This window comes from Paenibacillus sp. FSL F4-0100 (genome assembly GCF_037993005.1).
Lineage (GTDB): Bacteria > Bacillota > Bacilli > Paenibacillales > Paenibacillaceae > Paenibacillus_AQ.
In genome coordinates, this window is the sequence record NZ_CP150303.1 from 6,180,020 (window position 1) to 6,205,608 (window position 25,589).

At 49.7% G+C, this 25,589-nt stretch carries 26 protein-coding genes and 1 riboswitch; of the genes, 4 read left to right on the forward strand and 22 right to left on the reverse strand.

The annotated features are described in order from the left end of the window. Nucleotides 1-198: 198 nt before the first annotated feature. The 5 genes from MHH48_RS27965 to metA all read right to left on the reverse strand — a co-directional run bounded on the left by MHH48_RS27965 (nt 199) and on the right by metA (nt 5,948). Nucleotides 199-1,104 carry a putative sporulation protein YtxC gene (locus tag MHH48_RS27965; RefSeq protein WP_076324504.1) on the reverse strand — a complete coding sequence of 302 codons (906 nt, stop codon included), beginning with the start codon at nt 1,102-1,104 and terminating at the stop codon, nt 199-201. Between the two features lie 198 nt (nt 1,105-1,302). After that, a complete protein-coding gene (mqnC, locus tag MHH48_RS27970; protein ID WP_015737124.1) occupies nt 1,303-2,436 on the reverse strand; it encodes a cyclic dehypoxanthinyl futalosine synthase in 1,134 nt (377 codons plus the stop codon). Between the two features lie 165 nt (nt 2,437-2,601). After that, a complete protein-coding gene (locus MHH48_RS27975) occupies nt 2,602-3,825 on the reverse strand; it encodes an aminotransferase class I/II-fold pyridoxal phosphate-dependent enzyme (protein ID WP_076324505.1) in 1,224 nt (407 codons plus the stop codon). Beyond that, a complete protein-coding gene (locus MHH48_RS27980; protein ID WP_076324506.1) occupies nt 3,822-5,006 on the reverse strand; it encodes a PLP-dependent transferase in 1,185 nt (394 codons plus the stop codon). The genes MHH48_RS27975 and MHH48_RS27980 overlap by 4 nt, the downstream gene beginning before the upstream one ends. 24 nt (nt 5,007-5,030) lie before the next feature. Continuing rightward, nucleotides 5,031-5,948 (reverse strand): homoserine O-succinyltransferase, encoded by a 918-nt coding sequence (metA, locus tag MHH48_RS27985; RefSeq protein WP_076324507.1) that lies wholly within the window; start codon nt 5,946-5,948, stop codon nt 5,031-5,033. A 133-nt stretch (nt 5,949-6,081) separates the two neighbouring features. Further along, nucleotides 6,082-6,211: riboswitch (SAM riboswitch) on the reverse strand. 435 nt (nt 6,212-6,646) lie between these two features. On the opposite strand from metA, the gene corA reads away from it, so the two are divergent. Next, nucleotides 6,647-7,582: a magnesium/cobalt transporter CorA gene (gene corA / locus MHH48_RS27990; RefSeq protein ID WP_076324508.1), complete on the forward strand. Its 936-nt coding sequence runs from the start codon at nt 6,647-6,649 to the stop codon at nt 7,580-7,582. Nucleotides 7,583-7,661: 79 nt separating this feature from the next. On the opposite strand, the gene MHH48_RS27995 is transcribed toward corA, so the two are convergent. The 13 genes from MHH48_RS27995 to MHH48_RS28055 form a co-directional block, all read right to left on the reverse strand. Further along, entirely contained in the window at nt 7,662-8,687 is a 1,026-nt protein-coding gene (locus tag MHH48_RS27995; protein ID WP_076324509.1) for an HRDC domain-containing protein, read from the reverse strand. A 184-nt stretch (nt 8,688-8,871) separates the two neighbouring features. Next, nucleotides 8,872-9,768, reverse strand: coding sequence for an ROK family protein (locus tag MHH48_RS28000; protein WP_076324510.1), 897 nt, complete (start codon nt 9,766-9,768; stop codon nt 8,872-8,874). Nucleotides 9,769-9,862: 94 nt separating this feature from the next. Then, nucleotides 9,863-10,546 (reverse strand): molybdate ABC transporter permease subunit, encoded by a 684-nt coding sequence (modB, locus tag MHH48_RS28005; RefSeq protein ID WP_256720712.1) that lies wholly within the window; start codon nt 10,544-10,546, stop codon nt 9,863-9,865. Further along, a complete protein-coding gene (modA, locus tag MHH48_RS28010; protein WP_256720713.1) occupies nt 10,543-11,349 on the reverse strand; it encodes a molybdate ABC transporter substrate-binding protein in 807 nt (268 codons plus the stop codon). Before modA ends, modB begins: the two co-directional genes overlap by 4 nt. A gap of 38 nt (nt 11,350-11,387) precedes the next feature. Continuing rightward, complete coding sequence (locus MHH48_RS28015; RefSeq protein ID WP_179090684.1) at nt 11,388-12,284, reverse strand: 5'-3' exonuclease H3TH domain-containing protein; 897 nt, start codon at nt 12,282-12,284, stop codon at nt 11,388-11,390. 398 nt (nt 12,285-12,682) lie between these two features. Next, nucleotides 12,683-13,045 (reverse strand): arsenate reductase family protein, encoded by a 363-nt coding sequence (locus MHH48_RS28020; protein ID WP_076324513.1) that lies wholly within the window; start codon nt 13,043-13,045, stop codon nt 12,683-12,685. A gap of 37 nt (nt 13,046-13,082) precedes the next feature. After that, complete coding sequence (locus MHH48_RS28025; RefSeq protein ID WP_076324514.1) at nt 13,083-14,099, reverse strand: RluA family pseudouridine synthase; 1,017 nt, start codon at nt 14,097-14,099, stop codon at nt 13,083-13,085. A gap of 3 nt (nt 14,100-14,102) precedes the next feature. Next, entirely contained in the window at nt 14,103-14,663 is a 561-nt protein-coding gene (locus MHH48_RS28030; RefSeq protein ID WP_076324515.1) for a cob(I)yrinic acid a,c-diamide adenosyltransferase, read from the reverse strand. Between the two features lie 236 nt (nt 14,664-14,899). Next, nucleotides 14,900-15,163, reverse strand: coding sequence for an aspartyl-phosphate phosphatase Spo0E family protein (locus tag MHH48_RS28035; protein WP_076324516.1), 264 nt, complete (start codon nt 15,161-15,163; stop codon nt 14,900-14,902). Nucleotides 15,164-15,281: 118 nt separating this feature from the next. Beyond that, nucleotides 15,282-16,487: an aminotransferase class I/II-fold pyridoxal phosphate-dependent enzyme gene (locus MHH48_RS28040; protein ID WP_076324517.1), complete on the reverse strand. Its 1,206-nt coding sequence runs from the start codon at nt 16,485-16,487 to the stop codon at nt 15,282-15,284. 14 nt (nt 16,488-16,501) lie between these two features. Beyond that, the gene (locus MHH48_RS28045) at nt 16,502-17,002 is read right to left on the reverse strand and encodes an Lrp/AsnC family transcriptional regulator (protein WP_076324518.1); all 501 of its coding nucleotides are present in this window, start codon (nt 17,000-17,002) and stop codon (nt 16,502-16,504) included. 177 nt (nt 17,003-17,179) lie between these two features. Then, nucleotides 17,180-17,575: a spore coat protein gene (locus tag MHH48_RS28050; protein ID WP_076324519.1), complete on the reverse strand. Its 396-nt coding sequence runs from the start codon at nt 17,573-17,575 to the stop codon at nt 17,180-17,182. 46 nt (nt 17,576-17,621) lie between these two features. After that, complete coding sequence (locus tag MHH48_RS28055) at nt 17,622-17,858, reverse strand: hypothetical protein (RefSeq protein WP_083659766.1); 237 nt, start codon at nt 17,856-17,858, stop codon at nt 17,622-17,624. Nucleotides 17,859-17,998: 140 nt separating this feature from the next. Here MHH48_RS28055 and MHH48_RS28060 point away from each other — a divergent pair, with 140 nt between their 5' ends. After that, nucleotides 17,999-19,225: an FAD-binding oxidoreductase gene (locus tag MHH48_RS28060; protein WP_076324520.1), complete on the forward strand. Its 1,227-nt coding sequence runs from the start codon at nt 17,999-18,001 to the stop codon at nt 19,223-19,225. 157 nt (nt 19,226-19,382) lie between these two features. Here the strand turns inward: MHH48_RS28060 and MHH48_RS28065 are convergent, their stop codons facing one another. From MHH48_RS28065 to MHH48_RS28080, 4 genes are all read right to left on the reverse strand, one after another. Continuing rightward, a complete protein-coding gene (locus MHH48_RS28065) occupies nt 19,383-20,585 on the reverse strand; it encodes an MFS transporter (RefSeq protein ID WP_076324521.1) in 1,203 nt (400 codons plus the stop codon). Between the two features lie 145 nt (nt 20,586-20,730). Beyond that, a complete protein-coding gene (locus MHH48_RS28070; protein WP_076324522.1) occupies nt 20,731-21,288 on the reverse strand; it encodes a hypothetical protein in 558 nt (185 codons plus the stop codon). Between the two features lie 161 nt (nt 21,289-21,449). Continuing rightward, a complete protein-coding gene (locus tag MHH48_RS28075) occupies nt 21,450-21,869 on the reverse strand; it encodes a DUF350 domain-containing protein (protein ID WP_076324523.1) in 420 nt (139 codons plus the stop codon). Nucleotides 21,870-21,989: 120 nt separating this feature from the next. Then, nucleotides 21,990-24,359, reverse strand: coding sequence for an endonuclease MutS2 (locus MHH48_RS28080; RefSeq protein ID WP_076324524.1), 2,370 nt, complete (start codon nt 24,357-24,359; stop codon nt 21,990-21,992). 156 nt (nt 24,360-24,515) lie between these two features. On the opposite strand from MHH48_RS28080, the gene MHH48_RS28085 reads away from it, so the two are divergent. Beyond that, a complete protein-coding gene (locus MHH48_RS28085; protein ID WP_076324525.1) occupies nt 24,516-24,875 on the forward strand; it encodes a phage holin family protein in 360 nt (119 codons plus the stop codon). A gap of 274 nt (nt 24,876-25,149) precedes the next feature. Further along, nucleotides 25,150-25,536 (forward strand): cytochrome C oxidase subunit II, encoded by a 387-nt coding sequence (locus MHH48_RS28090; RefSeq protein WP_076324526.1) that lies wholly within the window; start codon nt 25,150-25,152, stop codon nt 25,534-25,536. Nucleotides 25,537-25,589: the final 53 nt, after the last annotated feature.

A 25,589-nucleotide genomic window follows, 5' to 3' on the forward strand; every position in this document is an offset into this window, starting at 1 on the left:
GGTGAAGCCTACTCATCCGCATTCATCATGATGTGCGGGTTCGACGACACAGCTACAAAGGGGTAAATCAATGGCGAACCGGAGGAAATTGCAGCCGAGGTTCCTCTCTCTGAGCGGTCAAATCCGGATTGATTCATGTCTTTGTCAGAGCTTTTACGTGAATTTATCAGTAATTATAATCCTCACCGCTTCGGTGCGTCAAGTCATCATTCGTCCGCTTCCGAGAAGCGCGCTGCATTCCGGACAACTGCAGCATACTTCGGCGCGGTTATCAAAGATGTGGGCCAATGTCACAATAACGGGAAGCTCAGGCTGTCTCGTGTGGATAATCATGCGGGCCGGAGATACCGAAATCAGTGTACTGACCACCATATCTTCAATCTCCATATCCTGGTCCAGCCTTTCCATAACGAGTCCTTCATCTCGAGGACGTTCAATCGGGCGAAGATTGCCATCCAGCAGCAGAAAATCTTCCTCCCCCTTATGAATGACGTGTACCAGCGGCATTTTGGGCTCCTGAAAATAAACAAAATATTTCAGCAGGCTGACAAACTCCTCGTACTGCTGATCGAGCATAAATTCATCCACTGCATACTCCGCCATCTCGCGGAGCTCCTGTTCGTAGGACTGAAGCCGGAAGGTCATAAATCCATCCAGGTTAAGCTCAGGTGCCTCGTTCAGGCACTGATATATGCCTTCAGACAGCTTGCGTCTGCGGCTCTGCCAGAAGTCCCCGGACGGGCCTTCCTCTTTTTGCAGGAGCATCAAAAACCACTGCAGAATCCGCCCTGCTTCTTCCTCATCATCAAACTCGAATTCCGAGAACATTAACCGTGCAGCAATCTCCTGCTCCTTTGCTTCCAAAATATAAGCAGTGACTGCTTCGGCAGTGAGCCGGCGCAGCGTGTCGGCCGATGCGGTCCATGAGGACAGCGGAAGCTTGCCGGAGCACGTCCAAATCACGCGGTCATCCGAAGCGCTGAACGTGAATTTCAGCTGCTTGCAGTGTTTATGTAGCTCTTTCTGCTTGTGTGACAATATACGGTGAAACGCCTTTTTCTCGTCTTCCGTCCGTGTACCGACAGAAATGCTGAACAGTTCCATGGAATCACTCCTTTCGAGTTCCCTTTTCAGTATATGGGGACCCGCTCGGGGATATACGGAACTCCTGCTTGGAAAAACAAGCAAGTCCGAAAGAATATTTAATAAATGGCGCGCTCCTCGGAAGGTTATACTTTCAGATAATAAAAAAAGCGGACCGAGTTGCTCGGCCCGCCTTGCGGATCTTCATGAAGTATAGGATTAGTTCTGCATGACGAAGTCGCGCTCAACAGTGCTGTTATCTTCGAACACGCGCAGAATATCATACCGGGTGTTGCGTTGAGCCGGAATGTTGCCGGTCTCACGGATCAATTGAATAATCGATTCAATATTGACCTTATACACGGCTCCTGCGGAAGAAACCACGTTCTCCTCCATCATCGTGCTGCCAAAGTCATTACAGCCATAGCTGAGTGACAGCTTGCCGATCTCAGGTCCCATCGTTACCCAGGACGACTGCAAATTCGGAACGTTATCGATTGCCAAGCGACCGATGGCCACCGTCTTTAAGTACGCCTCCGGCGTTTCACGCTCACGCTTAAGGTTCGTGTTGTCCGGCTGGAACGTAAATGGAATGAAGGCCAGGAAGCCTTTGGAATCATAACCGTTCTGAATGCATTCATCCTGCGCATCACGCACGCGAAGCATATGTAGCGCACGCTCTTCCATCGTTTCGCCTAGGCCGATCACCATAGTAGCCGTCGTGTTCATGCCGACTTTATGGGCCGTTTGCATGACATCCATCCACTGGCGCCATGTGCCTTTCAGACGGCTGACTTTTTTGCGGATACGATCATCCAAAATCTCTGCACCGCCACCAGGCAATGAGTCCAGACCCGCGCTGTGAAGCTCGCGCATCACCTCTTCGAGCGTAAGCCCGGAGATCTCCACCATCTTCATAATTTCCGCCGGGGAGAAGGAATGCATCGTAATGTTAGGAAACCGCTTCTTAATATTGCGAAGCAGATCCGTATAATAATTGAAAGGCAAATCCGGATTGACTCCGCCCTGCATCAGAATTTCAGTACCGTTCACATCCTCGGTTTCCTGAATCTTCTGGAAGATCGTCTCATCGGGCAGAACGTAGCCCTCAGAAGAGCCCGGTCTGCGATAAAAAGCACAGAAACGGCAGAATACATCACATATGTTCGTGTAATTGATATTCCGGCCGATAACAAATGTCGTGATAGGATCCGGATGCAGACGCTTTGTCATCACATCCGCCGCATGACCAATTTTCTCAATCTCATCACTTTCAAAAAGCGTCACGGTATCTTCGAGGTTTAAACGCTCACCGCGTAAAGCTTTATCCAATATACGGTTTACCGCACTCATTCTTGCAGCCTCCCTACTTAGAGCAAAATAACAAACACCAGTAAAACTTTTTCTATCTCATCCTACCACAATCCGGCATTAAAAACGACATCCCGTCCGTGACAGGATGCCGAATTCTATGATTTGGCAAATCTTCAAATGATGTCCCTAACTTCATGCAAATCTTTAGTAACTTGCAGCAAAAGCCCGATCCAGATCAGCAATCAGATCGTCCACATCCTCGAGTCCGACCGAGAAACGGAGCAAACCATCCGTAATTCCGCGTTCATGCCGAACCTCCTCGCCCATAGCTGCATGGGACATCATCGTCGGGTAAGACAAGATGCTCTCCACAGCTCCCAGGCTGACCGCTACCAGCGGCAGCTTCACATGGTTCAGCACCTGCTTGGCACGCTCGCCTGAGCCGACGTCAAAGGAGATGACCGCGCCATAACCGCTTGATTGCTTCTCATGGACCTCACGTCCCGGATGATTCAAGAGACCAGGGTAGTACACTTGCTCAATATCGCTTCTTCCTTGCAGCCAGGCCGCCAGCTTGGCTGCACTTTGCTCGGAGTGGGCCATACGTGTGCTGAGCGTCTTCATGCCGCGCATAAGGAGCCAGGAATCCTGGACCCCAAGCACCGTGCCCAAACCATTTTGCAGCTGTTTCAATTGGTCTCCAAGCTCCTGGGTTCTGGCTACCGCGAGACCTGCCAGCACATCGCTGTGTCCGCCAAGGAATTTGGTCGCGCTGTGAATGACGATATCCACACCGAATTCAATCGGACGCTGGTAAAACGGCGTCATGAACGTATTATCCAGCAGGGTAAGCAGTCCATGCTCCTTCGCCCAATCCGTCACGGCACCAATGTCGGTAATTTTCAGAGTCGGGTTCGAAGGGGTCTCCATATAGACAGCTTTCGTATTCGGTTTGAGGGCAGCCTTCACCTGATCCAGATCGGTCATATCTACGAAGGTGCTCTCGATGCCCATACGACTTAAAATGCTGGTTAGCAGGCGGTAGGTTCCGCCGTACACATCCTCCGTCACGATCATATGATCGCCCGCGGAGAGCAGCATGAACGAGCTGGAGATCGCCGCCATACCGGAAGCATAAGCGAAACCGCGTACGCCTCCCTCCAAGAGGGCGATATATTCTTCCAGCGCCTGCCTCGTCGGATTGCCGGAACGACTGTAATCGTGCAGCGGCGGGTTAAAGATGTCCTCATGATGAAATGTCGAGGCTTGATAGATCGGAACGCTGGAAGCGCCGGTTGCCCGGTCGATTTCCCCGCCGAAATGCAATAGTTTCGTCTCGAAACGGAGTTCATCTTCTTCATGTCCCCGTTTTGCTGATAACTGCTTGGTTTGCGTTTCCAAGCCTGATGGACCTTTATCGCTGCTCATTCTCCCGTGCTCCCTTCCACTTCAGCTATGGCTGCGCTCAGTGCAGCATCCAAATCCGCGATCAGATCATCCGCATGCTCGATGCCGACCGAGAACCGGAGCAAGCGGTCATCCACACCGATCGCTTCCCGAATCTCAAGCGGGATGTCCGCATGGGTCTGGACGGCAGGGTAGGTCATCAGAGATTCGACGCCCCCTAGGCTTTCTGCGAACGCAATCAGTTTAATGTGCCGCAGCACGGGCTCCACATAGCGGGCATCTTTCACCTTGAAGGAGAAGATGCCGGTGTTGCCGCTGGATTGGCGATTCTGGATGTCATGTCCCGGATGATCCGGCAGGGCAGGATAATACACCTCGCCAATCGCTGGGTGAGTTGTCAAAAATGTTGCCACTGCGGTTGCATTCGCTTCGTGCCGATCCATGCGCAGGGCAAGCGTCTTCATTCCTCTCATCAGCTGATAGGAATCGGTCGGGCTTAACACCGCGCCGATGGAATTATGAAGGAAAGCCATCTCTTCCGATAGTTCCTTTCCCTTCGTTACGATGATACCCGCCAGCACATCGTTATGTCCTCCCAAATACTTGGTGGCGCTATGTATGACAATATCCGCCCCAAGCTCGATAGGTCTTTGGAAATATGGTGTCAAAAGCGTATTATCCACGATGCTGATCAGTTGATGGCGCCTTGCCCACGTACAGACGGTTTCGATATCCGTAATCATCATAAGCGGATTGGTCGGCGTTTCGATAAATACAGCCTTCGTGTTGGGCCTTCTTGCCCCTTCCAGCGCATCCAGGTCATTCGTATCCACATACGTAGCCGTTACGCCAAACTTGGACATAATCCGCTCCAGAAGCCTATAGGTCCCTCCATACAAATCCAGCGATACAATCAGATGATCCCCTTGACCGAACAAAGCAAAAATCGTCTGAAGGGCAGCCATGCCCGAGCTGCAGGCAAAGCCGGCATCACCGGATTCCAGCTCGGCGCAGGCGTCCTCCAGTACCGAACGGGTCGGATTTTTCGTACGGGTGTAATCAAACCCTGTGCTCTGGCCTAATTTGGGATGGCGGTATGCCGTAGCGTGATAAATCGGAAAATTCACGGCTCCGGTTACCGGTTCTTGCACCGACCCGATCTGTGCCAGCCGGCTCTCTATATTCAAAGGTTTCTTCTCCATCACAAACTCTCCTCCCGTATACTTCTATATTTGCGGACCAATATCGTATGGCGTTTCCTGATATACATAGTAATTGAGCCAATTAGTAAATAATAAGTTTGCATGCGCTCGCCATATGGACGGAGGCGTCCTTGTTGGATCATCATTCGGGTAATAGTTGCGCGGCAGCGCGATATCCATTCCTTTGGCAGCGTCCCGGTCATACTCCCATTTCAGTGAGTCCGCATCATACTCGGAATGTCCTGTGGCAAATATCTGCTTGCCATCCCGGCTTGAAACTAAATAAATTCCTGCTTCCTCGGACTCGGACAGGATGACCAGATCGTCAATGCCTGTAATGTCTTCGCGCCGAACCTCCGTATGACGGGAGTGCGGAACAAAGAACATTTCGTCAAAGCCGCGGAGCAGCTTGGTACACGCTTCATTGATCGTATGTGGAAATACGCCAAAGCATTTTTCTTCGAGGCTGTATTTCGGCACGCCGTAATGATAATAAAGTCCGGCTTGCGATGCCCAGCAAATATGGAGCGTGGAGGTCACATGCGTCTTGGTCCATTCAAAAATTTCAGTAAGCTCATCCCAGTAATTCACTTCTTCAAACTCCAACTGCTCGACTGGAGCTCCTGTAATGATCATGCCGTCAAAACGACGGTTCTTCACTTCTTCAAAGGTTTTGTAAAATGATTTCAGATGCTCAGCCGACGTATTCTTCGAAACGTGGGAACTCGGATGAAGAAGGACAACATCCACCTGGAGCGGGGAGTTACCGATCAATCGCAATAATTGGGTCTCCGTCGTTTCCTTGGTTGGCATCAAGTTCAGAATAGCTATCCGCAATGGGCGGATATCCTGATGAAATGCATGACTCTCATCCATGACAAAAATGTTTTCTCCAGCCAGAACTTCCTTTGCCGGCAAGGCATCCGGAATTTTAATCGGCATCGTGGCTCACTCCTTCGAAATATGAAATGATACATCCATAAAAAGCTGTGAGAAAGAGCGTTAGACTGTATAAACGCAAGAAAACCTTTCTCAAAGTAGAGAAAGGTCATCATATACGTATCACAATGCGCCTCTCTCATCTGTCAGACTATACAACGACTTCTAAGAAGCGTCGTATCTCCTGCAAGAATTAGCACCGTGCGATGTTGCCGCCGGTTGCCGGGTTTCATAGGGCTAGTCCCTCCACCTGCTCTTGATAAGATTTCGCTTTATTCAGTTGTCTTAAATTGTTCGTAATTGATACTTACTTTAAATCATTCCCAATTTTTCGTCAAGAACCTTTTCATAAAGTTTGTCACACTTCACCGAAGGTTTCCATACCCTGTACCATGGTCCTTGGCTGCGCCGGATTTCAACTTGAAAGGTCCTACACCCGGCGTTATACTAGACAAGTGCTGTTGAAAACCGAGTATGAAAGAGGTGACATGGAAGATGGACGGTGACCCGAGCCAGAAACTAGATCAAGACGCACAACCGCATAGGATTAAGATCAGTCTACCGGCAGAGGACGGCGTTATTTTTCATGCGTTTTTATCGTATTCTAACCTTCCTTGACATGCCCCTACACCGGTGGGCTGATATCCTGTGCCTTTACTGCTTAACCAAGCAGCTTGTATTTGACAAAGGAGTGATATCAGATGAAAATCCGGTTGGTCGATTCGGGCGTATTTACCCCTGTTGATGACATCGAAATGACGCTGACCCCTCCGGCCAGCGGCTTCTACTGGCTGGATGCGGACGAGGATGATTTAGCCGAACTGCAACCTCTCTTCTCCCTGCATGATCTTGCGGTTGAGGATTGCCTCAGCGAAGAAGAGCAGCGTCCAAAAATTGAAATATATGAGAACCACTATTTTATCGTCGTTAACAGCATCCGGTTTGACGACGAAGAAATTTTCCTTCGCGCATTGAACGTTTTCTTGGGCAGGCATTTTATTATTACGATGACCAAGCAAAAAATCCACGAGCTTCGCAGCGTTAAACCGCTTCTCTGGGAGGATGAAGTGAGCACGCCTGACCGCTTCCTCTATCTCTTGATCGACCTTGTCACGGACAACTATTTCTCCGTCGGGGACCGCATCGAGGCGCGGATTGAAAAGCTGGAGGAAGACATCCTCATGCATACCAAAAAATCACACTTAAGCGAGATTATCGGTCTGCGAAGCGAGATTCTTTGGTTGAAAAAGGTACTTGGACCGCAGAAGGAAGTTATCAATACGCTGAACAAAAAAGATCTCCGGCTGATCGATGACCAGTTGCAGAAGTATTTCAGCGATATCTATGAAAATGCCGTGAAAATTTCCGAGACATTCGAGACTTATCGAGATCTCATGGGGAACCTTCGCGAAGCTTACCAATCCAGTATCGCCAATCGGGCCAATGAAATCATGCGTGTGTTTACCGCTATCACAACCATCTTCATTCCACTGACGCTGATTACGGGCATCTACGGCATGAACTTTGACAATATGCCTGAGCTTCACTGGAAATACTCTTATTATGTGGTTCTAGGCATCATGGTTTTTGCCGGAGCTCTCATGTTTTATCTGTTCCGTAAAAAAGACTGGATATGAAATACCACAGAACCACAGACAGAATCAGGACGGATCTCCTTGCCACGAGGAAATCCGTCCTGATTTTCGTTTATGTGGATTAGCTTGCGTTTGCTTTTCCAGACTCTTCCCGCCGGAAGCGAATCCGTATCAGGCGCAGCCGCTCATACAGCTTCTCCATTCCGCCAATGTCTTCTACCTCTCCATTCCGGGCTTGTCCTTCTCCATATACCCGTTGTAATACGGGTTTAAGAAACGTATCGCCCAGCTCTTCAAACGCCTTCCATACCGTTGCCTGCTCTGAAGCCGTCATCGTATTCAATTCAACCCCAAGCAGTTGCTCCGTATCATAACCTTCCTTCTCGAGCCCCTCCAATTCCTCAACCAAATCCCGACGAGATAACGAGGTGCGCTCTTCCAGCTGGGCCAGTGAAGCTCCCTCAGCTATCCCAATCAGCATCGTACGGCGGATTCGGAAGCGGTCGAGCTCTTGCTTGTATCGCTGCTCCTTCTGTTTATACAGCCAGGACAAGAATACCTCTTCCTGCAGCTGCTCGTAAACCCAATCCAGTGGAAAGGTTGTGGTTCGTTCGATTTTCGTCGTGATCTCCAGCCACTCCGCCCCATGCTCCGAAGCCTTGCTGACCCCGATTCCCGGAAGCTGTAGCAGCTCTTCCTCATTCTGGGGGATGAAGGCGCTAATCATACGCAGCACTCGATTGCTGGCAATGAAGTAAGGTGCTTTTCTTCCGGAGGCCGCCTTTCTTCTGCGCCAAGCACACAGCTCCGTGTACAACTCCTCCGAGCCATACAGCTCACTGTAGCACTGCAGCTTCTGAGCGCCGAGATTCTTGCCTCCAGTCTCTCCCGGTTCATGGAATACCCCCTCAACTAGCGGCCGGAAGCCCTCTCCAAGCTTCTTCGCTAATTGATGTCGGTACACGCATAATAACTCATTCCATGAATTTCCCTCATACCACTCATCATCGGATACATCACCGTCCGGTTCCATGTTCCGCCAGCCAAGCCGCCATCCCCCCTCTTCCTCACCGATCCATACTTGAGCAGAACGGATGTGACCTGACTCATCCGCTCCGCTCATCTGATTCATGAACACAATTTGCATCCCTCAAATACCTCCCGCTTACGCATTCAGCACAACGATGGAACAACGCAAAAAAGCACCTCTCCTCCGCCGCAGCGACAAAGAAAGGTGCTTCCCGTTCCATACGTTATACTGTTGACATCATAATACCATAATCTGTAATAAAATCAACCTAATTTTGATTCACTCTATATAAGAAATAGGGTTAAGCTTGAACGCTCTTGGCCTCATCTACTGCCAGCTTGGCCAACGCCAATGCGCCGCAGAGACCCGCATTATCGCCGAGCATCGGCGGAACGATAAATTGATCAATCCCATCATGAAGGCTTGGATGCTGAACATATCCGGCCAGCAGCTCCTGAAGCTTCGTGCGGATCAGCGGGAACAGCTGCTCCTGCTTCATAACGCCTCCACCCATCACGATACGCTGCGGGGACAGAATGAGGACATAATTCATCAGCGCTTGAGCCAGATAATAAGCTTCCATATCCCAAGCCGGATGATCCGGCGTCAATTCCACACCGGGAACTCCCCAACGTTTGCCAAGAGACGGTCCGGCAGCAAGCCCCTCCAGACAGTCTGCATGATAAGGGCATGTCCCTTCATACCGGTCTTCCGGATGGCGGCGCACATAAATATGTCCCATCTCCGGATGAGACAAACCGTGAATCAATTCACCAGCTACCACGGCGCCTGCTCCTACTCCCGTTCCGATGGTGATATACAGACAGCTATCCAGTCCCTGGGCAGCGCCCCATGTATATTCTCCAAGAGCAGCTCCGTTTACATCGGTATCAAATCCAATCGGAACATTAAAACGCTCTTCCAATGCTTTGACAATATTGTAATTGCTCCAATGCGGCTTCGGTGTCGTAGTAATGCAGCCATAAGTCGGGCTGCCCTTCACCGGATCAATCGGTCCGAAAGAACCGACTCCGATCGCCTCTATATCCTTATCAGCAAAAAAGTTAAAGACGTTTGCCATGGTTTCTTCAGGGGTTGTTGTCGGGAAGCTCACTCGCTCCACAACCGTTCCATCCTCCATACCCACGCCGCAAACGAACTTGGTTCCTCCTGCTTCAATTGCTCCAAGTAAACTCATGCTTCTTCCATCCTCTCCACGATGTGCTATGCCTTGTTCTCTATATAGTTGCTAACAAGCTCTATTCGAAGCATATGTAAACATTGTGCTCCCGTCAAGTCCGCCCGCCTCTTTCTCTGCTTCTGCCCGTTCCTGACGCGGCCAGCAACAGCCAAGAGAACAAAATAATGACAGCCGTCCACGCCCACGCTAGCCCGCTCTCGCCATTGCTTACCGCAACGTAAATCGCCGTGGGCAGCGTTTGCGTAACACCCGGTATATTGCCTGCAACCATCCAGGTTGCCCCAAATTCACCTAAACCTCTGGCAAAAGCCAGAATGAACGCCGAAATCCCCGCTCTGCGGACAAGCGGCAGCGTAATCCAGCGAAGCACCTGCCATTCGCCGGCCCCTGCCGATCGCGCCGAATCCTCAAGCTCCGGTTCCACGGACTCAAAGCCCACCCGCATGCTCTGATACACAAGCGGAAACGAGACCACAATAGCCGCTATAACCGCGGCCCCCCAACTGAAAATGATGGGCCTGGCAAACAGCCATTGCGCAGCTGCGCCAATCCAGCTGTTTCTGCCCAGCATGACAAGCAGAAGAAAGCCAACCACCGTAGGTGGAAGCACAAGCGGAAGCATCAGCAGCGTTTCAACCGCCGTCTTCCCGACAAACGAGCGCCTGGACATCCAGCGCGCTGCCGCTAATCCCAGTATAAATGCAATGATGCTGGACAGCAGTGATGTTTTTATCGACAGCCATACCGGCATCCAGAACATTTCGGTCGCAGTCACGGCGACGCCTCCGCTACCTCAAATCCAGCTTCCGTGAAGATATCCCTGATCTCGGGCTTCCGCATAAATTCGAGGAACGCCTCAGCCTCCTGCGGATGCTTGGCATTGCCCGGAACCGCTGCAGGATATTCGATCGGCTGGTGCTTGTCCGGGTCAACCTCAAGCGCAAGTGTTGCCTTGGCGGAACTCTTCAGATCGGTTTTGTACACAAAACCGGCATCCGCATTCCCCGACTCCACATAAGCGAGAACTTGCGTCACGTCCTTGGCATACACCGCCTTGGATTCGACATCTTCCCAAAGGCCTTCATTCTGAAGAGTCTCCTTCGCGTACTCCCCGGCCGGTACAGTATCCGGCTGCCCGATAGCCAGAACTCGTACTTCAGGTTTGAGCAGATCGGATAACTGCTTCACGTTCTGTTTGCCAACAGGCTCAATCAGCACCAACGCATTTCGAAACATGAACTGAACCGCATCGGATTGTACGATCCCCTTCTCGACCAGTCGATCCATCGGCTCCGTTGCCGCGGATACAAACAAATCTACAGGCGCCCCTTGCTCAAGCTGTTGTCCTAGAGAGCCCGAACCGCCAAAATTATAACGCAGCGTAACATTCGGATGCTCTGCTTCAAATCGTCGTCCGGTCTCTTCCAGGCTGGATTTGAGACTTGCTGCTGCCGAAACTATAACTTCAACCTTCTTCTCAGCCCCTGAGGGCGGCTTAGAGGTATCGGTTAAAGGAGTCTGATTGGAGGCACATGCGGATATAAGAAGCAGCATGGCCCCAAGCAGTAATCCGGTCAAGATTGATTTTCTTCCGAAATTAAACTGTCTCCACATAACTAGGAAACCACCGCCACCCCAAAAAGATGGCCCAAGCTCTTCATCTCAAGCTCCTCCAGTTTGGTTAATGCACGTTCGTGATCCACGCTCAAGCGGCATAGTTCCAGTTCGCACTCCATTGGAACCTCGCAATGGATTTCCGCCAAAGCCCGGGACAGATGCAGCATTTCCAGATCTGCCTCGATCTTGGTGCGGACCCCTTTGGTCAGTGACTCAAGATTCGCAAGAATTCCTTCCACGGTTTCATACTCCTGAATCAGCTTGACCGCCGTTTTCTCGCCAATCCCACGTACGCCAGGATAATTATCGCTCGTATCTCCCATCAAGCCTTTCACATCGATAACCTGTCTTGGGGAAAGTCCTTTTTCGGCATACAGCGTTTCCGGGGTATAGTGCATATAATTGCCGTGTCCCTTTTTCATGATAATGACGGAAGTGGAATCGTTCACGAGCTGAAGCAGATCGTGGTCCCCCGACAGGATCATGACATTCATGCTATCTCCGTACCGTCTGGCTAATGTACCGATGCAATCATCAGCCTCATAGCCCACGACGCCCAGGTTCGGAATTCCCAAACATTCCGTCACATCACGAACCAACGAAAACTGCGGAACCAGATCATCCGGCGCTTCCGGACGATTGCCTTTATACGAGGCGAATTGCTCGGTACGAAATGTTTTCGAACCCATATCCCAGCAGCAAGCTACATGGGTAGGCTGAAATTTATCGATAGCATCCCACATATACCGCAGGAAGCCATAAATCGCGTTGGTCGGCACCCCCGCTTTGGTTCGACGGATATAGCCGCTTGACGCGGTTGCATAGTAAGCACGAAATAATAAAGCCATCCCGTCTACAAGCATTAAGGATGGTTGTTGATTGGGTATCACAGTCATGATCGCTCCTAACTTTAACTTCTCTGGTATAACCTTAAATATACCTTGTCATTATACCATATCCCTATATAGACTTGGACTTGTCACAAGGTATTTCTTTGAATTTCCTATCATTGCCTGTACATAAGAAAAACGTCTATCTACGTACTTTCTCAGTAGACAGACCGCATATAGAGGAAGTTTTTCTTGCGAGATAAAGATGCTAAGCCTCGGATGTTTATACTTTCTTATCTCTTAAAACGAAAGAGCATCCCGGCGGCCAAAAGACCTTGGGATGCCCTACCTTCATCAGCAGGAAAATGTGTCATTCCGGATCGTTGACCTTCAACAATGGGGCCTCTCAGTTCTTTCAACCGGCCTCAATTGGGCCGTCATTGTCTCCGACCAAAATAGCCATTCTACTTCTGCCATGACTCCTGATATTGTTCTGCTTTGAAGCCGACGGTCACTTTACTTCCGTCCGTCACGATTGGACGCTTGATCAATCTTCCGTTGGACGACAACAGTTCGATTTTCTCCTCATCGGAAAGTCCAGGCAGTTTGTCTTTCAGGTTCATTTCCTTGTAGACCTCGCCACTCGTATTGAAAAATTTCTTAAGCTCCAGGCCGCTCTTATCGATAAGATCGGCTAATTCTTCCTGCTCTGGCGGTTGTTCAAAAATATTTTGAAGTTCCAGCTCATGTCCTTCGTTCTGCAGCCATTTGACCGCGTTACGGCATGTCCCGCATTTCGGATATTGATATACTTTCAGTTTGCTCATTCGATACGTTCTCCTTCTCTTGGTGTTTTGAAAATATTTAAGTCGCCTCTTGCGCAAGCATATTTCTCAGAGAGTTCATATCCTCAGGAAGCGGAGCTGTGAATACCATCGTGTTCCCCTCAATCGGGTGAATCAGTGTCAGGCTTGCTGCATGCAGTGCCTGCCTGCCCATATAACGGTCCACCCTCATGATGGATGAATCGACTTCCGGCTCTGCCGACCCCTCGTTCCCATAGGACGCAGTTTCCGTCCCATCTGATCGTAACTCCCGCTCACTGTATACCGGATGCCTATACATCTGATCTCCAATCAATGGACAACCGATGCTAAGCATATGCACCCGAATTTGATGGGTCCGGCCCGTTTCCAGCTTCAATTCAACCAAGGATGCGGAATGATAGGTTTCGCATACCTGATACCGTGTCAATGAAGGATATCCGTCCGGGGTTACGATGCGGCGGTGGGGCTCTAAAGGATCCCGATCAATCGGACCGTCAATATCGCCTGACGGCAAAGCAGGCTTGCCATGAACAAATGCAACATACCTCTTGTCGACCGTGCCGGCTATCATTTGTTCTGAAACATGCTGGTGGATATACGGATTCTTGGCCACCACCAACACGCCGGAAGTTTCCTGATCCAGCCTGTGAACCGCTCGGAACCGGTAATTCCAGCCCTTCTCCTGCCAGTAGTGGACAACGCCGTTCGCCAGTGTGTCCGTATAATGACCATGCGTCGGATGCACAATGATCCCTGCCGGCTTGTTCAGAACAAGCAGATGCTCATCCTCGTATAGAATATGAAGGTCCATCGGCTGGGGCAGCATATCGTCTGAACGTTCCTGCTCCATCCGAATTTCAACCAGATCTCCCGCATGCACTTTCACGCTAATGTATACACGGGTCCCGTTCAGCATAATGCCCTGCTCGGTCAACTTGAGGCGCGAGAGCAGCTTGCGGGATACCCCCATTCGTTTTTGCAATATAGTCTTAAGCAGCATGCCGTCTTCGTGGGGGGACACGACATAGCTGATTGGCGGATAGTACAAACTCATGAATTACCGAAACACCTTTCCACTTCGCTCATATTCGACATCCGGAATCCCGGCGTGCACATTGGCTGCCCGAGCAGTCACAAAGAAATAGTCGGACAATCGGTTCAAATACCGGCGGACCTCCGGATTGATTTCCGTGGTTCGCTGCAGCGAAACGGTCAACCGCTCAGCGCGGCGGCATACGGTCCGACATACATGAAGCAACGAAGACAACGCGCTTCCGCCTGGCAAGATAAATCGTTCAAGCGGAGGGTTCTTCTCCTCGAATGCATCCAGCCATACCTCCAGATTATCCACTAGCTCGGCGCCTACCTTGAGTTTATCCTCGCGAGGTCTCGCATAGGCTAGATCCGAACCGCAATCGAACAGTTCATGCTGGATTCGAACGAGCTGAAGATGCAGCTCCTCAAAGTCGGCTTCCTTGGCCAAAAATACAGCTTGACCGACAAAGCTGTTCAGTTCATCGATCGTGCCATACGCTTCGATGCGCGGATCATCCTTGGGCACACGACCACCAATAATTGAAGTTTCCCCCGCATCTCCCGTTCTCGTATATACCTTCATCCCATCTTCCTCCATTTCAAAGTGGATCCTTATCGAACGAACACCATATTTCTTATTATGCTCAACTATAGCATAATTTCGGATAACGGTCCCTCTATGGCGGAATAAGCCCCAGGCGGATCATGATTCCGGGGCGAGGTTCTATCATCCCGGGGAAATCATTTAAACGCAAACAAGGCTGATCCTTGAGTCATTGCACTCAGGAGCAGCCTTGTATTATTCAATCAAATCGTATTTTATAGTTTCTTTTTTGGATGAGCCTTCATATATTCGTTAATCTTCAAATCCAGCAAACTGCTGATCTCGATGACAATTTCGGACGTAAAGGACTGCTCTTCCAAAAAAATCTGTTCCATCTTCCGGCGAAGCATGTGAATTTCGTCTTCCAAGGTAATTTCCTGAGGAGTGGATTTGGCTGATTTAATTGACCATTTACCGTGATTATCGCCTTCAGCCGTATAGTCACCACGGTAGTTTGACAATTCATAATCACAAAACACTGGTGATCCCTCCTTGGAAAGTAAAATTCTGCCCCCAAAATAAAATTATAACATATATTTCCCCAATGGAAAGTGAATTTTTTGTTAATTCAAGGAAAAAGTTCAACGAATTCCTTGTCTACTTTATTTTTTCCACAAAATTGCCCATTCTCTCCAAGGCCTCATTCAGCTGGGCAATGGATGTAGCATAAGAGCAGCGGATGAATCCTTCCCCGCCTAGACCGAATGCGGTGCCTGGCACGGCAGCCACCTTGGCCTCAGTCAGCAAGCGCTGGGCAAATTCTTCTGAGCCGAGCCCCGTTCGCTTGATACTTGGAAATGCGTAAAACGCTCCCTGTGGTTCGTGGCAATCCAAACCGATCTCGCGCAGCCCTTGAACCACCAGTCTGCGCCGCTGGTTATAGGATTCAACCATTCGATCCTTCTCCCCCATACCGTTGCGCAATGCTTCGAGCGCGGCGACTTGCCCCATTGCGGGTGCACACATAACCGTATATTGGTGTATTTTCAGCATGGCGCCGATCAGATCGGCATGAGCACACACATACCCCATACGCCAACCGGTCATAGCAAACGCCTTCGAGAAGCCGCTCACCAGTATGGTGCGGTCCATCATGCCTGGCATCGAGGCAAAGCTGACATGTTTGCCTTCATATGTGAGCTCCGCATAGATTTCATCGGAGATCACAATCAAATCGTGTTTTTCCACCACTTCTGCAATGGGCAGCCAATCCTCATAAGTCATGATGGCTCCCGTCGGATTGCTTGGGTAGCACAGGATTAGAATCTTCGATTTGGGCGTGATTTGCGCTTCAAGCGCCTCGGCCGTCAGTTTGAAATGATGCTCTGCCGTCGTTTCAATACCAACGGGTACCCCGCCACCGATTGAAGCAATCGGCGAGTAAGAAATGTAACACGGCTCGGGAATCAGAATTTCATCACCGGGTACAATCAAGGCACGCAGCGCCAGATCAATCGCTTCACTGCCGCCTACGGTTACAATCATTTCATTGGCAGGATTATAGGTCACGTGGAAACTGTCGTTCAAATATTCCGCGATCGCCTCCCGCAGTTCCGGCATACCGGCATTGGACGTATATCCTGTAAACCCGCGCTCCAATGAATACACGCAGGCTTCTCGTACATGCCACGGCGTTACAAAATCAGGCTCACCGACACCAAGTGTGATAATATCCTTATTTCCACTGACGAGATCAAAAAATTTCCGGATTCCGGAGGGTTGAATGTCCCTGACCCTAGGCGCCAAATAGGAGCTCATCGATTTCCTGTTATTTTCTGCAAGCTGCTGTTCGTTCACAATCATAGCACACGCTTCCTTTACGGCGAGATCAGGAGACGATTGTCTTCTTGACGTTCTTCAAAAATAATCCCGTCTTGTTTATATTTTTTTAAAATAAAATTGGTTTTGGTCGATAATACAGAATCGATAGGTGACAGTTTCTCCGAAACAAAGTTGGCCACCTCACGCAAGTTTCTGCCTTCCACTTCAACCAGCAAGTCGTAGGCGCCAGACATAAGATAGACCGACTTCACCTGCGGGAATAAATAAATCCGCTCGGCAATTCCTTCAAAGCCTCTTCCGCGCTCAGGTGTAATTTGAACCTCGATCAGCGCCGTAACCTTCTCGTCTTCCATCTTGCCCCAGTTGACAACGGTCGCATACTTAACAATAACGTGATCTCGTTCAAGCTCCGCAATGGAGGTCTTTATTTCTTCCTCATCTACACCGAGTAGAGTAGAGAGTAGAGCCGGCGATCTTCTCGCGTCTTCTTTCAGCAGGTCAAGCACCTTCAGTTTCAATTCGCTAAGCTCTTCCATATACGTATCCTCCAGCACTTATTCCGAATAACCATTCTTCATGCATGATATTTCGGAACAGAGATTAATACTTATATTACAATAACTTACACGGGATGTGCAAAAAAAAATACCGATGCATCACTGCAGCAACGGGCTGCAGGTGTCATCGGCTTATTGTTTGAGTTAACCATGGGATTATTGGGTTACATTATTAGATGTAGGGGCTACATTAGTGGTATGTGGCGCTACATTCGGATGATGCGCGTACGCGCCCATACCGGAAGTTTTTTGATTAATGGTTTCCCGTGTTTTTTGCTGGGACTGCTGCGCTTGCTTATACTGCTTGTCCACATCGTATTTCAATGCATGCCGAGGCGCGGTATACATGTTCTGCTGCTTCATCATATTAAAAAATTCACCTTGCAGCTTCAGTGTATCCGCAGTCAGATCCGTAAACATTTGACGGACATCAGGACAAGAAGCTTCCGTTGTAGCTGTCGTATACTCTCGCACGACCCGTTTCAGTTCTCCCAGAATAGGGCTAAGCATATCCTCTTCGGGCAGGTATGAAGATCCATTAGGCGTTATCATAAGTCGTTCCTCCTTAACAATTATGCATCCTGGTCTATATCTCCTCTTATTGAGGCTGCGTCGGCGCGATATTGCTGTGAATCTGCAGTGAGTTAACCAATGTATCGAGATGCTGCTCATGGCGACTTACGAATCCCAGCAGCGCCTGCTGGATTGCAGGATTTTGACTGGCTGCGGCTGTCGCGGCACAATGCTTGGCCAGCATGGTCTCGTTGGAAATGCAATCCGCAATATAGTCCAGTTCTTTTGAAGTTAGAGGCTGTAATTGCTGATTAGGTATCATCTTTGTGTTTGTTCCCCTTTCCAATTAGGTTGCACAGGGCTAGTATGCCACCTATATAAAAATCTATGTCGTGAGATGTCATTAAATACGAAAGGAACGTCCAAACTAATAACGATGTGACAATGAGGGGGTGAGGGACCATGTTACTGACCGGCGGAACAACGCCCTGGAAATATTTAAACACCGAACCTGTAAAAAGATACCCTGGTCTATCAGAACAGCTCAGCTGTGATGTGCTAATTGTCGGCGGCGGTATTAGCGGTGCGCTGATGGCCTATGTGCTGACCAAGCAAGGCGTGGGCACCGTCCTGCTGGAGAAAAAACGCGTATGCGAAGGCAGCACATCCGCCAATTCGGGGCTGTTGCAATTCTCCAACGACTGCCCCCTATCTGATCTGATCCAACAATTTAACGAACAACAGGGCTCCTCCTTCTACATGATGTGCAGAAACGCCGTACGTCGGCTCACCGAAATTGCAAATCATCTGTCCAGGGATTCCGGCTTGACCCCGCGAAGCAGCCTCTACTATGCCAGTAACCCCCAAGATGTCGGCATGCTTCGCCATGAGTATGACCTGCTCAAACGAAAGGGCTTCGATGTGGAGTACTGGAGCCGCGAGCATGTGAAGGCTAACTTTCCGTTCTCAAAAGAAGCTGCCATCTATACTCGCGGCGATGCCGAAGTCGATCCCTACCGTTTTGGGCTTAATCTTCTTCAAGATGCCTGGGAGCATGGGCTGCGAATTTACGAAAATAGCGAAGTGAAGGAAACTCGGTATACCGACAGCGATGTCACCGTCTTAACCGATCAAGGAAGCGTCCTCGCCAGGAACGTGATCTGGGCCACCGGGTATAGCACCCAAGAATGGAAGCCTGATTATCAAGCGGAGCTGCTCAACACCTATGCCATCCTGACGGAGCCTGTATCCGATCTGTCTTCATGGTACGAGCGAGCATTCATATGGGAAACAAATCGCCCTTATCTCTATTTCCGGACAACGCCGGATCAGCGAATCATAGCCGGAGGGCTGGATGAACCGCTTCCTCCTTCAGGCAAACCAGAGGAATACGCTGAACCGAGAGGCCGGAGATTGCTAAATGAAATCCAGAAACTGTTCCCCCATATGACGGATTTGAAAATCGCTTGCAGTTGGGCCGGCGTGTTTGCCACAACCCAAGACGGCATCCCGTTGATCGGCAGACACCCGCAGTATCCGCACAGCTACTTTATCGAGGTGTATGGCGGAAACGGGACCGTTTACAGCATGATCGCTGCGGATCTGCTGGCCGAGACGATTGCAGGACGTGAGCCCGAAGAGCTGAAATGGTTCTCCTTGATACGGCCAATCGACCTGAAAATCACATAAAATAATTGAAGGTATCTCCTTATTGGCCATGGGGCCTTGGAGATACCTTCTTCCGTTGTAGGGTTGCGGCGTAACGCTGTCTCTTGTTTATCAACTCACCGTTCGTTAACTGGCACAACGCTTTTGACGCGAGCGGATGCGATTAGGCTTCAGGTGTTCAGGTGACTTGTCCTTTGGAAGGAAACAGCTTTCGTATAAACAGCCACGATCCGATAGGGGAAGCCCCCAGAAACAGCAGCAGCAGGGTTACCGTTAACGTGTCCTGTCTAAATGACAGAACAAGAATAAACACAAGGAGACCCGTAATTCGGCCTATGGTTAGACTGAGTTCCCGCAGCACGACCAGTTCCACCCGCTTCTCCACGTTTTCCTGATTCACTCCCATAAGATCAAAGCTGGCCGATATAGCCGGCATCATGTACAGCGGAATAAACAGCGACGTCCCGATTCCCAGCACCAACAGCGTAGTATAGTTGACAGCAAATAGCAGCGGCATAATTACCAGCAGCATCAATATCGAACCTACCAGCATGCCGGTTTTACGGAATTTGGGCTTGAACCACTTCCCGCAGGCCCAGTAGCTGACCAGCGAAACCGCCGAAGTAATCAATGCGAATTGCCCCAGCTTCGATTCCTGGTCCGTCGCCACAAAAACAAGGAGTGTAATAAGAAAGGAAAACACACCTTCCCTGATTCCCTGAACGGCCAAGCCGAATACCGCGTATTTCCAGACTCCGCCCTCCTTGAGTCGGCTAACCCCCTCCAGCCAATGATAGTCGCTCTGGACCGGTCGTTTTCGCAGAAAAAAGCTGAGCACCACCGTCGCCGCGAAGATGACCATCGATACGGTAAAAATAAACCGGTAGCCCTGATCCCCATGCATCATCGTGATGATCCAACCCGCCATCCACGGACCGATAATCCCCGTTATGGAGCCCAGGAGTCCGATCCAGCCATTAAACCAGTCCCGATTCTCTGCACTTGAAATCTCGAAGTAAACCACATTAAAGGCTAACCAGAATAATCCCAATGAGACGCCGAACAGCAAGCCGAGAGGCCAAATATAATGGACGGCATCCCTCCCTGCCCACAGAACGCATAGATAAAACAGGGCGGACACTGCAATACCCAGGCGAAGCGCATTCATTTTGTTATGCTCCTTCACCCATTTGCCGGCGGCCCAGAACGTCAAACCCAATGCAACCTGCTGAGCAATCGTGAACCAACCGAGCATCGTATAGTCTTGGCGGCTTTTCCATAAGTATACGTTGAGGAATGTACCCGACAATGCACTCGATAGTATAAACAACCCATGAACGGATAACAGAAGCATAGCCTGGGGGTCCTTTGTCAACTTCATATACAGTTCCTCCCTTGCCTTCACACTTGAAGTCCAAGGTATTTTACCCCTCTAATCCCCACTTCATGAACAAAAAAAAGGAAACCGCCGCAAGCAGTTTCCTTAAACTAGCCGTGGATCGGCATACAGCGCCTTTCCGCAAACTCTATTCCTTTTTATGGATAAAGCTTTTGATCATCCGAAGCCGGTCATTCTCTGCCAGATTGTGCTGTACATGGAAGCATCCAGGGCACACATATACATTTAGATCATAAGGCGGCTGAAGGATAGGGCCTTGAATCAGAGCTGCGTTAACCGGCTGGAAGCCTTCCCCACTCACATGCTGCGTTCCGGCATGAAGCATATACTCTCTGCAATGCAAGCACTCGGGAACTTCCTCTTGCTGGTCCAGAATCCCCTCTACCGTCTCCTCAAATGCAAAGAGGTCATGATCCTCCCCATACTTATCCACGGTTCGAAGCGAGGACAGTGTTTCATGGTCGGATCCCCATATACGATGAAGATCACCCGCTTCCTCATCGGAAGCCTCATAAGCCTCTTCATATTCCTCCGGATCGTCCTGTACATCCTCGTCTTCCAATGCGATATTCAATGTACGATAGCCTTTAAGCTCGTTCGCACAGTGAGGACAAGTATCTTCGGGACCTATCTCTTCATCCCATACAATCTCACTTTGGCACCATGGGCAAACCGTCGGTTCCATCGATCATTCATCCCTTTCTTTATTCAAACGGCCATGAATGGCCCTATTAACTTTATTTTTATTGAGACATCAAGTATACAATACCCGCCACAAAAAAAATCAAGGCAGCCGCAAACAATATCCGCGGTAAATATTTCATCGTCCTTTTCCTCCCGAAGCCCTTAAATGATGCTCGCTCCAATAATGTAAGATAAAGATACGGTGATAATTAGTACGATCAAGCCAACTGCGCGGTTATCCTTGCCAATCTCTTCATCGACCGAAAATACGGGAGTCAAGAATTCAAGCAACCAATAAGCCAATAAAAGCAGTATGAACCCGAAGAATGACCATTTAATCATGCCATAAATGGACGTATTGGCTGTTATGCTATACCGCATCACGTTACAGATGCCAAAGACCTTGCCGCCAGTCGCCATAGCTGCGGCAACATTTCCTTTGCGTATTTCATCCCAGCAGTTGTACTTGGTAACCAATTCAAAGCAATACAAGTAAACAATAAGTGCAAGTATCGCAACCGAGAAATAGCCGACGAGCACCCCAAGTGGATGGGTCAGCAAATGATCAATCGCTTCCGTCATTCCCTTTTTTCCTCCCTGATATAAACGGGATGCGGCACCTTTCGCATCCCGTCGTTCTGAACCTTATGATGATATGTTATACGATTGAAGGAGAAAACGGTTCCTGATTTCTTACTTTTCTTATTTCAACTCGGCAATCGTAACGCCATTGCCGCCTTCGCCGTAATTGCCTAAACGATGACTCTTAACATGTTTATGTTTGCGCAAATAATCCTGAATCCCGGTTCGCAGTATTCCGGTTCCCTTACCATGTATGATGTAGATCTGCCCCAGGTTCCCCAGAAAAGCCTCATCAATGAACCGATCCACCTCGATCAGCGCTTCTTCCAGATTCGCTCCTCTTAAATCCAGCTCATTCCGGATGTTGGTATCGCGAGTCCGCTTCAAGACGGTAGCATGCTGTTTCGGCGCTTGTTTGGCGCTTGCTGCCGGATTCGACAAAAGCTCCAAATCATCCAGCGCCACCTTCATCTTCATAATGCCAAGCTGAACAACGGCTTCCTTGGACCCGGCCATTTCTACAACATGCCCTTTCTGATTCAGGCTGGATACCCGAACCTCATCTCCTGGCTCAATGCTGCGCTGCTGCTTCGCTGAACGTTGGCCAGCCGTCTTCTTACCCTGCTGCGGTTCGGCGTCATCCAGACGCTTTCTGGCAGCAATCAGTTTGTGCTCCTTAACGGAAGCCCCTTCCTCTTGGGCAATCTTGCGTAGATCCGCGATGATTTCTTCCGCCTCACTCCGGGCCTTGTCCACGATCTGCCTTGCTTCCGTACGAGCTTTATCAACAAGCTTGTCCTTCTGCTCTTCCAGCTTCTGAAGCTCGTGCTGGTGACGAAGACGCAGCTCCTCCATTTCCTTCCGAACCTGCTCCGCCTTCTCACGCTCTACTTCCGCGGTGTGCCGGTTCTCTTCGAGCGATGCAATCATATGCTCCACTCGTTGATCTTCTTCCTTCACTTCGCCACGGGCAAATTCCAGAATGAATCCCGGCAATCCCAGACGTTCTGCAATGGCAAACGCATTACTGCGCCCAGGCACGCCTACCAACAGGCGATAGGTCGGGCTTAGGGTATTGATATCGAACTCCATGCTGGCGTTGATGACACCTTTGCGTTCGTATGCATAAGCCTTCAATTCAGAATAGTGCGTTGTCGCGATCATGCGGCAGCCCATGCGGTGGATATGCTCCAGGATGGAAATCGCCAGAGCGGAACCCTCCGCAGGGTCCGTCCCTGCTCCCACCTCATCAAGCAGCACTAGGCTCTTCGGCGTCATCTGGCTTAATATGCGGATGATGTTCGTCATATGGCTGGAGAAGGTACTGAGGCTCTGCTCAATGCTTTGCTCATCGCCAATATCCGCGTAGATCGCATCAAACACGCACATCTGGCTGCCTTCTTCGGCAGGAATAAAGAGTCCGGACATCGCCATCAGATTTAATAATCCGATCGTTTTGAGCGTAACCGTCTTACCGCCGGTGTTCGGCCCTGTGACAATGATGGATGTGTAGGAATTGCCTAATTCCACATCAAGCGGCACAACCTGATCCGCCGGAATCAGTGGATGTCGGCCTTTGCGCAGCTTAATATAACCTCTGTCATTCATTCTTGGTAGTGAAGCCTTCATTACATGGGCTAAACGAGCCTTGGCAAAAATAAAGTCGAGCTGGCCGATCAGATCCAAGTCAATGGATAGCAGCTCAGCCTGTTCGCCGACCTGGGCGGTCAGCTTCTGCAGAATCACTTCGATCTCCCGCTCTTCCCGCATTCGCGTCTCGCGCAGCTTGTTGTTCATGGCTACGATGGATTCCGGCTCAATAAACAACGTCGCGCCTGACCCGGACTGATCGTGCACGATACCGCCAAAATGCGAGCGATATTCCGCTTTTACGGGAATGACAAAACGGTCGCCGCGAATCGTAATTAACTGGTCCTGCAGCATCTTCGCCACGGATTGCGATCGAATCATGGACTCCAGTTTCTCGCGAATGCGAACTTCTCCGCCCCGCAATTCCCGCCGGATCTGAGAAAGCTCCGCGCTTGCGGAATCCAGCACCTCAGCAGCATCGTCAATACAGAGCCGAATGGCATCTTCCAGAGGCTTCTGCTCCGAAATAAGATCACTCAAATTATAGAGGATCTCAATCTTCTCGTCCTCGTGGATCGCTGCAATAAACCGCTTGATTCGGCGTGATCCATGAATCGTATTCGACGCAGCCAGCAATTCATGGGGATTAAGCGTCCCCCCAATTCTGGCTCGCTTCAATGCGTCGTTAATATCGGTAATCCCGCGAAAAGACGGATTGCCCTTGAGCCTGTCTACGGTGTAAGCCTGGTCAGTAGCCGCAAGCAAATCCTTTACCGCCTCCAGGTCGGTTTCAGGCATTAACGTTTCAGCTCTCGCACTTCCCATGGAAGTTTGAGTGTATTGTGTTAATGTATTTAAAATTTTTCGGTATTCTAAAGTTTGCAAAATCTTGTCATTCAAGAAGTTCACAACTCCTCTCAATCGATGCATATATTATATCGAAACTAATACGAATTCGCCAAGGAATCCAAAAACCTTCCACACATAACCGACGGCCCTATTGAACAAAATAAATTCTGCGTAACATTCCAGTCTTATTCTAAGGAGGCAGGTACCATGCAATTTCTCGGGCATGTTGTTCGATTTATCGTTGCCGCGCTCGTTCTTATGGTTGTCGGATGGATTGTCCCCCAATTCACCGTCGGCGGATTCGGAAGCGCCCTGTTGCTTGCACTCGTTATCGCCCTGATTGGTTGGGCTATCGAGGGCATCTTCGGCAAAAAAGTCACACCGTTTGGACGTGGCATCGTGGGCTTCCTGGTGAGCGCACTCGTGATTTACCTTGCCCAATTCATCGTTGGAGGCGTTAGCGTCTCCGTACTGGGCGCCTTGCTTGCTGCACTGGTCATCGGGATCATCGATCTGTTCATTCCGGTTTCCACCCCTTTTGAAGCAGGCAAATCCCGCAAAGAATAAGATAGAAGAACGCCCGCTTCTGTTAGAGGATTCCTCTGAAGCCCTCTTTCTGAACGAACCGAACGGCAGCAGTATCCCCACACTAACCCCCTGTTAATCTAAACAGGGGGTTTTCCATCTTCCCCTATATTATAAAGTAAATCTATATCATCGTTTGAAACCGTTCACGTTCACCAATTTTTCATAACACGAATGTGCACCCACTCTTTTTCTGCGCTATCATAAAGATTGGAAATTATATTTCACAATTATTTCATAGTCAGGAGAGATTTCAGTGAAAAAAGGCATTGCTTTACTTGTTTCATGTATGCTCCTATTTGTATTGGCTGCCTGCGGTGGAGACCAGAAAGAGTCCCAGGGAGATTCAGCGATCTCGGATACTGGTGTAGCACCGGAAGCTGAACTCGTGATTAAGGGCACCAATTTCCAATTCGACCAAGAGGAATATCGTCTCAAGAAAGGCGTGCCTGTCAAGATTACTTACGAGAATGAAGACGGCAACCACGGCGTTATGATTCCTGCGCTCGGACTGCAGCTCGACCGTAAAAACAACTCAACTGTCGTTACGCCTGATGAGACGGGAGAATTCGAAGTTTCGTGTTCCATTATGTGCGGAGCGGGTCACAGCAAAATGATGTCCAAACTTATCGTCGAAGAATAGTAGATCTTCCTCACGAAAATAAACCTCCGGATCGCCAGAGTATCCTCTGTCTA